Origin of the sequence: Luteirhabdus pelagi (assembly GCF_016827595.1) — a bacterium.
Lineage (GTDB): Bacteria > Bacteroidota > Bacteroidia > Flavobacteriales > Flavobacteriaceae > Luteirhabdus > Luteirhabdus pelagi.
The window spans coordinates 1-623 of sequence record NZ_JAECMS010000044.1 but is presented as its reverse complement, the minus strand read 5'-3'; the positions used below and the strand labels follow the sequence as shown (position 1 = coordinate 623).

Sequence of the window (623 nt, the reverse complement as noted above, 5' to 3'; positions counted from 1 at the left end):
ACAACGGTCTAGTATAACCGTCAGTTACGGATTTAAAGTTAATAATTTTCGGTTTAGAACTGGCGTTAGCAATTCCGAGTGGATTCGGACGTAGTCGAATCCGCCGTAATTGCGGTTATACATTGTTAGCCATAGTTGTTTATTTTTCAATCAGTTGCGTTTTAAATTCCAGCCAAACAGTCAAAATACTTTTGGCATTATCCATTTCAATATCGTTGGTTGTATTTATTATTGATAGCGATATGTTTTCAGTCAGCTTTTTTTCCGCACGTTTTGTATTCGTCCAAATTTGTCCAGAGTTTTCTCGATTTAGTTCATTTTTATTCACAAAGCATTTTCCGATGACATAATATGGAATTACATACAAATGATGATTCTCATAATCGTGAGGCATTAATTCGTCCATTCCTTGTCCGACATCTTTAGTCAAATCAATTCCGAGTTTTTTGTCAAGTCCATTCAGTTCAGATTTAACTTTGGAAATCTTGCTCACATAATTCAGACAGTCAGGACAATCGCAAACAAATCCGTTTTGAGTTGCATAGAATTTTTCCGTTTCTGTTCGGTCAATTTCCAATTTTATATTTCCTAATTCTACGGTTGTCATCAATTATGGCTAACGG

At 35.2% G+C, this 623-nt stretch carries 1 protein-coding gene; it reads right to left on the bottom strand.

Features of this window, described 5'->3' with window-relative positions; translation table 11 throughout:
* Positions 1 to 139: 139 nt before the first annotated feature.
* Entirely contained in the window at positions 140 to 607 is a 468-nt protein-coding gene (locus I4Q58_RS15500; RefSeq protein WP_203296821.1) for a hypothetical protein, read from the bottom strand.
* Between the last annotated feature and the right edge of the window lie 16 nt (positions 608 to 623).